At 53.3% G+C, this 244-nt stretch carries 1 pseudogene; it reads left to right on the plus strand.

The window, feature by feature from the left end:
- Positions 1-116: 116 nt before the first annotated feature.
- Positions 117-244: pseudogene (locus ACK3CV_RS25485) on the plus strand (DUF4432 family protein); the annotation flags it as partial.

Genomic DNA, 244 nt, shown 5'->3' on the forward strand with positions numbered 1-244 from the left:
TTGATCTATATTTGCAGGGAGGTCCCGTGTGGGAAATTAAAACAACGGATGCGTTTGATAACTGGTTTAGCTCACTCCACGATGCCGATCGGGCTGGCGTGCTTGCCGCATTGATGATCCTGCGGGCGGAAGGATTTGGCGCGAAAATGGGGTGGGATTCTCCGGTCAAAGAGGTGGTCAACCCCGCCTTTATCAACCTGGAAAGCCGCAATGGGCTCGGCTGGCTGGAAGGTTTCAATGAGAT

Source organism: Serratia sp. TSO36, from assembly GCF_057808395.1.